Raw genomic sequence first — 7,749 nt, forward strand, 5'->3', positions numbered from 1 at the left:
TTCGGAACCACATTTTCGGCATTTCATATTGCTTTCCTCCTTCTACAAAGAAGATAGCATATATGAAGTTATCTGTCATTGAAAAAGTTGATGTCTCCCGGCGGACGCGGTCCTGTTCCGGAGCGTGTCCGGCTTGACAGCAACGGCTTTGCCAAGGATAATTAAATATTATCCCTAACGCCGCTTGGCGTCAGGACACGGGTTAAACACATCGCCGCCCGGCACCAGGCCGGAACGGCGTTTTGCACGCACACATCGGCCTTTGCAGAGCGAAGGCCGCAGTAATCTTATTTCGAGGTACGCATGTCCGACATCCGCTCCGCTTATACCGACAGCCTCCATTTTTACGGCGGGCACACTCCCCGCGAGTTGGCCGAGACCTACGGCACGCCGCTCTATGTCTACAATGAAAACGTCCTGCGCCAGCGCTGCCGCGACCTGACGGCCCTTTCCGACCAGCCCGGCTTCGGGGTCAACTATTCGATCAAGGCCAATGCCAACCCCGTGCTGCTGCGGATGATCCGCGAAGAAGGCCTGGTGGTGGACGCCATGAGCCCGGGCGAGCTGTTCATGAACGATCTGGCCGGTTTTACGCCCGCCGAGATCCTGTACATCTCCAACAACAATTCCGATACGGAACTGCAGAACGCCCTGGTGCACGGCCTGCTGGTCAGCGTGGACTCCCTTTCCCAGCTGGATACCCTGGGCCGCCTCAATCGCGGCGGCAAGGTCATGGTGCGCTTCAATCCCGGCATCGGGGCCGGGCATCACGCCAAGGTGGTCACCGCGGGCAAGGAAACCAAGTTCGGCGTCACGCCGGACAAAATGGACGAGGTCTTCGCCCTGCTCGCCAAGCATGGGCTGACCCTGGCCGGCATCAATCAGCATATCGGCTCGCTGTTCATGGAGCCCGACGGCTATCTGAACGCGGCTCAGGTGCTCCTGGATCTGGCCGAAACTCTGCCTGACGGCGCGCTGGACAGGCTGGAAATCATCGACTTCGGCGGCGGCTTCGGCATTCCCTACCACAAGTATGAGGGCGAGGCGCGCCTGGACATGGCCGATCTGGGCCGTCGCCTGCACGCCATGATCAGCGGCTGGGCCGCCAGGACCGGCTACAAGGGGCGCTTTCTGGTGGAGCCGGGCCGCTATGTGGCCGCCGAATGCGGCGTGCTGCTGGGCCGGGTCCATGCCGTGAAAAACAACGGAGACAAGCGCTATGTGGGCACGGACCTGGGCTTCAACGTGCTGGTGCGCCCGGCCATGTACGATTCCTTCCACGATGTGGAGATCTACCGCGGTGAGAAGAGCGCGACGGATGCCGAGCCCATGCGCCAGACCATTGTGGGCAATATTTGCGAAAGCGGCGATATTCTCGCCAAAGACCGTCTGCTGCCGGTCATGCGCCAAGGGGACGTGCTAGGCATTCTTGATGCCGGGGCCTACGGCTTCACCATGGCTTCCAATTACAATCAGCGCCGCCGCCCCGCCGAAGTGCTGATCCAGAGCGACGGCACGGCCCGCCTGATTCGCCGCCGCGAAACCCTGGAAGATCTGGCCCGTTGCCTTGACGGCCTGTTGTAGCCCGGCGGGCGTCGCAGCGGAACGCGGGGGCGGTTCGCATGCCCACGCCTGACCTGAGCACTTCTCCGCGCGCCATCTGGCGGCTGACCTGGCCCCAGATGCTCATGATGTACCTTGTGTTCTTCATGGGCTTCAACACGGTCTGGGTGGCCGGGCAGATCAGCGCCGACGTGCAGGCCGCCCTGGGCATGGTGACCCAGTGCGCCATTTTCCTGATGGTGGTGATCATGGCCGTGTCCAGCGGGGCCACGGCCGCGGTCAGCCAGTCTCTGGGCGCTCGCAAAATGCGCCGCGCCCAGCGCTATGTGGGCACCACCGTGCTGGGCAGCCTGGGTCTGGGCCTGCTGGTGGCCGTGGGCGGCTGGTTTTTCGGCGACGGCATATTGCGCCTGCTCATGGTGCCGGAAAGAATCCTGCCCATCGCCCGCGAACTCTGGCAGGTCACCATGCTGGCGTTGCCCGCCCAGTACATCTATTCCGCCACCGGGGTCATGTTTCGCGCCACGCGCCAGGTATTGCCGCCGCTCTGGGTGGCCGCCCTGGTCTGCGCGGTCAATCTGCTGGCCTGTCTGGGCTTCGGTCTGGGCTGGTTCGGCCTGCCCGCCTTCGGCTACATGGGTCTGGTCTGGGCCAACCTGGGCGCGCAATGCCTGGGGGCCCTCTGCAACTGCCTGCTGCTGACCAACTCCGGTTATCTGCAACGCCGGGCCCTGCCCACGTTGCGCTGGCTCAAGGCCGGTCTGCCCTATCTGTTGCGGGTAGCCCTGCCCGCGGGCGCGGCCCAGATCGTCTGGCAATCCGGCTATCTCACCCTGTTCGTGCTGGTGGCCTCGCTGCCCACGGACAGCGTCAACGCCCTGGCCGGGCTGACCGCCGGACTCAGGGTGGAAGCCCTGCTTTTTCTGCCGGGCATGGCCTTTAACATGACTGTGGCCGTGCTGGTGGGCAACAGCCTGGGCGCGGGCAAACCAGAGGAAGCCAAACGCCTGGCCCTGAATCTGGTGGGCCTGGCCGCTCTGGCCATGAGTCTGGTGGCGGCCCTGCTCTGGCCCTTCCGCCGGGAGCTCGCGGAACTGCTCTCCCAGGAACCCGGCACCCAGGCCCAGATCATCAGTTATCTGACATACAACCTGATCTCCACGCCCTTTTCCATCGCCAGCACGGTCATGGGCGGCATCATGGTGGGGGCCGGGGCCACCCAGTACAATCTGATGGTCTACGGGGGCACCTTCTGGCTGGTGCGCCTGCCCTTGGGCTGGCTGCTGGGACATCTGCTCTGGGGCACGGCCTCGGGGGTTTTCGCGGCCATGCTGTTTTCACAATGTCTGCAAACCTGCATCATGCTCTATGTGGTGCTTTACCGCGACTGGGCGCGTTTCGCCATGAGGCGCTGGCGGGAGCACCACACGGAACGCAAGCCCGCCTGACAGGCCGGACCGCCGTCGCCCGCTTCACGCGACAGGTCCTGAAAAGGAGAACATAATTCATGGACAAGAATTTCACGCCGGTGAGCCTGGACGGCAGCCGGGATTTTTATAGTCTCTGGCAGCGCACGCCGCGCCGCTCCCTGGACTACACCCTGCCCAATCTCTGGGGCTGGCAGGAATATTACGGCCTGGAATGGTGCTTTGACGACGCGCTTTGCTGGATTCGCCAGACCCGTCCCCGGCTGATCTGCTGGGCTCCGGTGGGCGACTGGAACGCCGTGAACTGGAGCCGCGTCCTGCCCGCCGCGTTCAGCGAGGCGGCGCATGATTTCGTGCGCGTGCCCGAGGAACTGCTCCGCATCTGGCAAGAGGCCCTGCCCGGCCTGGTGGAGCCCGAAGAAGATCGCGGCCAGTGGGAATATCTCTACAAGCAGGCGGAACTGGCCGATCTGCCCGGCAACCGTTTCCACAAGAAAAGGAATCACATCAACAGCTATATCAAAGCCTACGGCAAACCGGACTACCGCCCGCTGGACGATGCCATGGTGGAGGATGTGCTGGCCGTGCAGGATGACTGGTGCCAATGGCACGAGTGCGAGGATTCTCCGTCGCTGCAGGCGGAAAATGACGCCATCAACCGCGTGCTCTCGCACTGGGACAGATTCAGCGGGCTCAACGGCGGTTCCCTCTATGTGGATGACCGGATGATAGCCTTCAGCGTGGGTGAAAAGCTGGACGAACTGAGCCTGGGCGTGCACTACGAGAAAGGCCTCAACGGCTTCCGGGGCGTATACCAGACCATCAACTGCGAATTCGCCCGGCATGCAGGCGCGGGCTTCACCTATATCAACCGGGCCCAGGATCTGGATGAGGAAGGGCTGCGCCAGGCCAAGATGACCTACATGCCCACGGATTTTCTGCGTAAATACAAGGTGCGCGTACGCAAGGCCTGACAGAACGGAACGCGATACGTCCGTAAGGCAAAGCCCCGCGCGCCATGTACGCGGGGCTTTGCCTTATGCCTGCCGCACGAGGCGGCTCCCGTTGATCCCGAGAATCGCGGTCAGGGCCGCCGTTGCAGGCGTGGGCGCCCTGATGACTGTGGGCATTGCCGTCGCATGGGGCATTCGTCTCTCCATGCCCGGCCGCGTGTCCGCAACCGCTTTCCCGCGTATCATCCCGGCCGTTTTGCCGCTCATGCATGTGCCCGCATTTCCGGCCGCCGGTCCGGCCATGTCGTTTACCGTGCCGCTGATGTCCCGCCAGTTCATCCGCAGCCTGTCCGCAGCCATTCCCATTCTGTTTAATTTCCATGTGTTCTTCGAGATTGTCCTTTTTTGAAATATATTTCATATCCTTGTTCAAAAAAACCGGGATGGGCACTGCCTCCCGGCAGGGGCTCACAGCGTCAGCACGTCGCCAGGAAAAGCCCCAGCAGCATGGCCGCTTCCAGAAAATCGTCGCGGCTCAGACGTCCAGCGTCGTAGCGCAAAAGCACCGAGCCTGTGGCCGCCTTGAATTCCACCGCAGTAAACTGTCCTGTTAGCTCCAAGGGTTGGCGCAAGGCCGCGTGAATGGCCTGTTCCTTGAAGGCTTCGTGCCGCAAACGCACGCGGCCGTCCGTAAAGCTGGCGATATGCCGCATGAGCGCCTCCAACGCCGCTTCGCGCCGGGCGTCAACCGAGTCCTCCTTGACAGCGGGAACCCCCACGGCGCGCACGTCGATGATCTGATTATCACTGGGGATGGGCGGAGCAAATTCCGGTCAAGAGGCGACTTCAAGCCGTGCTCCGGTGCAGCCCGGCCTTTGTCCAGCAAAGCGGCAAAAGCCTCTTCCAGGGGAGCTGCCTTCTGGTTGCGGCCGCGTCTTTTGCCGCCCTGGCCGCCACGGCCCCCGCCGCTCAGTAGGCTCTTGCTCACAAGACCCAACAGCCCTAAACCCATTTTGCCCATCATTGTATGTTCTCCCTGACATCACGGCGGTTTCGCATTCCTTGCCCCGAACCGGTTTCCGCACGTCCCGCGCCGTGCCCCCGGCCACGACCGTGGCCGGGCCGCCGTCCCGTATGCTTTGGTCGTCCACAGGAATCGGCGCCGTCCCGGTCGTCCGTAGTTTGCATCTCCGTCGCTCAGGGGGCCTGCGTGTGGCCGTGTTCCACGGCAAGAGCCGCATCCAGGCCCGTCACCGCGGCTGACTCCGGTCCGTCCTGGCTGCGCCCATGGCATCTATGACCTTGAGGCCCGCCAGCCCAGGGTTGTCCGCAGGGGCGCACCATCACGTTGCCGCCGTCACAGCGCAAAGCCCAGCCGTCACGCAGAGCCGTGGCAATGCGCCGCCGGGCCTCGCCCAGCAGACGACAGAGGGTCGGCGTGGAAATCCCCATACTGCGCGCCGCCACATCCTGCGGCAGCCCCTCGGCGTCCACCAGACGCATGGCCTCAAACATATCAAGGCCCACCACTATTTCCGCCGCGTTCGGGCGACCTTCGGGCAGATAACGCTGCCATCCGGGAACGGCGTCAATAATTCGGATTTTCCGTGGTCTCATTCTTTATTCCATGCGGCAACGCGGTTTCATTTTGAAATATATTTCATATACAGACAGCACCTCTTCCTCTGTCAAGAGATCGTCCGAAAACGCTCCGCCCAGCCGACTTCGGCTGTTCCCCGCCGCCCATCCCGGAAGTTCAGTGCGCCGATCCTGGCAGCAAGGCGCGCACACAGGAGAATCCCGCATTCCGCCCTCCCCCCGTGCCGGAGAAGCGGATGATAATCACATTGAAAAATCCACCAGGTGTCGCTCCCTGACCGACTTGATGCGGACAACCGCATCCTCCAGAGGAGGAGTCCCGCCCTCCACATTTTTCAAACACTCACTGGTTCATGCAGCCCTGAAAGTCCCACTCACAATGTCTGCTTTCCGCCGCGCAGGCACAGGCTTTACACGCCAGCCGCATCTGCGCGAAATATAGCCAACTATGTAAATTTTATACAGGTCTGGAGCATACCTGTATAAAAAACATACACCTCATTCCGGTCTTCTCCGCCGCGAAGAAATAAAATTCTATTGAATTATAAAGTATTAGCTGTTTTATTGGACTTTGGCACGGGCCTTGCTTTAAATAAAGACAACGGCGCACGAAATGCCAAGCGCCAAAAATGACAGAAACAAGAGATAAGCGAACCCGCTGGGGCAACCCCCCGCTCCAGGAACAGGATTTTCAACCCGCTTCATAATCAACTTGTTTATCCGCCGACGGGCGGTCAATATATAGGCAAAAATAAAACAGATTTCCGCGCCGTCCCCAGCCCCCATCAGGGGCGGCGCGGAGCCCCCCCGAAAACCTCCTCCTTTGAACAAAATTCTCTAACCATCGGAACATCCTCCCTTTCTGCGGCCGCCGGTTGCCCCTGGCGGCCGCCTCTCTTTTTTGGAGCGGACTACAATTTTCGCTTTACGACGGGCAAAACTCCGCCAGTGACGCGCGCTCCCGGAACTGTTTGCGCTTTCAGAGATCAGGTGCCTGATTTTTTTTTGGGGGGGGTCTCGAGGGCACGGGGTGCGTCCTCAAACCATTCTCATACTCCGCTCCATCCAAGCGGTGAGCTGGGCATGATTCAGGAAGATGCGATCCGCAATATAACGGGAGGGAGTACAGCTTCCCCCAACTCAGGAGCATGTTATTACGGCGCTCTTACTGACGGCGCTGGAGGAGTGAGAAAATTTGCGGACGAGGGATTACGCGGAGGCTCTGCACTCAATTTTGACGCTTCCCGCGTTGTGCCCACGGCTGAAGAAAATCGTCTAGGTGTTTAGTCCCACAGTGAAGTGGCTTGGATCAATATGGAATCTTTCTGGCTCGATTGCCCATACTGCTCTCACAAACTCATAGGGAGATTTCCCTTTAAGTGTTTTCAATCTTCCCGCAAAGTTATACGCCATAAGGAAGGCATGCAAATGCTTCTTCAACTCCTCATGGCAGGAACTCATGGCAGGAATAGTGATAGCGGCCGACAGTGGCCTCTTTAAGTGTCCGGTTCATTCGTTCGACTTGCCCGTTTGTCCAGGGATGGTTTACCTTGGTCAGCCGGTGCTCAATGTCATGCTGAATACAGATACGGTCAAACGGCGTCATAAAGGCCATCGTATCTTTTTTGCGATTCACGAACTGAATGCCGTTATCTGTTAAAATGGTATGAATTTTATAAGGGACTGACTCGATCAAGTGTTCGAGGAATCCCTTTGCCGCGGCTCTTGTCGCTTCCGTCTGTAATTCCGCATAAGCAAACTTTGAGGTTCTATCAATGCCCACGAACAAATAGAGCTTGCCTTCCTCTGTTTGTACTTCCGCTATATCAACATGGAAGTATCCAATGGGATAGGGTTTGAATTTTTTCTTCTCAGTGAGCTGTTTTTCCTTAGGTAGTTGCGACAGGCCATGTCTTTGCAAACAACGATGTAATGAAGAACGGCTTAAATGAGGTATTTCTGTCTGCAATGCATACAGACAATCATCCAGAGGCAGTTGTGTAAATACCCTGAAAGCCACAACAACAGCCTCCTCGATCTCAGTCAGACTTTTTGAGTGAACGAATTTTGGTCCCATGGGGGCATCATGGACAAAATCCCTTTTCCGCCATTTCGCAATGGTTTTGATGTTTACGCCATAGCGTTGGGCAAGAGTCATCAGACTTTCTTGACTATTTTGTATCTCTCGACGCACTTCCGGAGTCGTT

The 7,749-nt window shown here is 59.3% G+C and carries 6 protein-coding genes and 1 pseudogene; 4 read left to right on the forward strand and 3 right to left on the reverse strand.

Annotation, left to right across the window (positions count from 1 at the left end; all coding sequences use genetic code 11):
• Nucleotides 1–303 precede the first annotated feature (303 nt).
• The 4 genes from lysA to KH208_RS14735 all read left to right on the forward strand — a co-directional run bounded on the left by lysA (nucleotide 304) and on the right by KH208_RS14735 (nucleotide 4,352).
• Nucleotides 304–1,584, forward strand: a complete 1,281-nt coding sequence (gene lysA, locus KH208_RS14720) for a diaminopimelate decarboxylase (protein ID WP_291437555.1) — start codon at nucleotides 304–306, stop codon at nucleotides 1,582–1,584.
• 38 nt (nucleotides 1,585–1,622) lie between these two features.
• Nucleotides 1,623–3,011 (forward strand): MATE family efflux transporter, encoded by a 1,389-nt coding sequence (locus KH208_RS14725; RefSeq protein ID WP_291437557.1) that lies wholly within the window; start codon nucleotides 1,623–1,625, stop codon nucleotides 3,009–3,011.
• Between the two features lie 59 nt (nucleotides 3,012–3,070).
• Nucleotides 3,071–3,964 carry a phosphatidylglycerol lysyltransferase domain-containing protein gene (locus KH208_RS14730; protein WP_291437559.1) on the forward strand — a complete coding sequence of 298 codons (894 nt, stop codon included), beginning with the start codon at nucleotides 3,071–3,073 and terminating at the stop codon, nucleotides 3,962–3,964.
• 91 nt (nucleotides 3,965–4,055) lie between these two features.
• On the forward strand, nucleotides 4,056–4,352 hold the full coding sequence (locus KH208_RS14735; protein ID WP_291437560.1) for a hypothetical protein: 297 nt from the start codon (nucleotides 4,056–4,058) through the stop codon (nucleotides 4,350–4,352).
• Nucleotides 4,353–4,419: 67 nt separating this feature from the next.
• On the opposite strand, the gene KH208_RS14740 is transcribed toward KH208_RS14735, so the two are convergent.
• The 3 genes and pseudogenes from KH208_RS14740 to KH208_RS14750 all read right to left on the reverse strand — a co-directional run.
• A complete protein-coding gene (locus tag KH208_RS14740; RefSeq protein WP_291437561.1) occupies nucleotides 4,420–4,656 on the reverse strand; it encodes a hypothetical protein in 237 nt (78 codons plus the stop codon).
• A 484-nt stretch (nucleotides 4,657–5,140) separates the two neighbouring features.
• A complete protein-coding gene (locus KH208_RS14745) occupies nucleotides 5,141–5,560 on the reverse strand; it encodes a DUF134 domain-containing protein (protein WP_291437564.1) in 420 nt (139 codons plus the stop codon).
• 1,257 nt (nucleotides 5,561–6,817) lie between these two features.
• Nucleotides 6,818–7,749, reverse strand: a pseudogene (locus KH208_RS14750) (IS481 family transposase); the annotation flags it as partial.

This window comes from Desulfovibrio sp. (genome assembly GCF_018379785.1).
In the GTDB taxonomy this organism is placed as follows: Bacteria; Desulfobacterota; Desulfovibrionia; order Desulfovibrionales; family Desulfovibrionaceae; genus Desulfovibrio.

Bases quoted from the DNA above. Each gene is read 5' to 3' on its own strand.
- KH208_RS14745 (WP_291437564.1), bottom strand. From the start codon at position 5,560: ATGAGACCACGGAAAATCCGAATTATTGACGCCGTTCCCGGATGGCAG.
- KH208_RS14725 (WP_291437557.1), top strand. From the start codon at position 1,623: ATGCCCACGCCTGACCTGAGCACTTCTCCGCGCGCCATCTGGCGGCTG.
- lysA (WP_291437555.1), top strand. From the start codon at position 304: ATGTCCGACATCCGCTCCGCTTATACCGACAGCCTCCATTTTTACGGC.
- KH208_RS14740 (WP_291437561.1), bottom strand. From the start codon at position 4,656: ATGCGGCATATCGCCAGCTTTACGGACGGCCGCGTGCGTTTGCGGCAC.
- KH208_RS14730 (WP_291437559.1), top strand. From the start codon at position 3,071: ATGGACAAGAATTTCACGCCGGTGAGCCTGGACGGCAGCCGGGATTTT.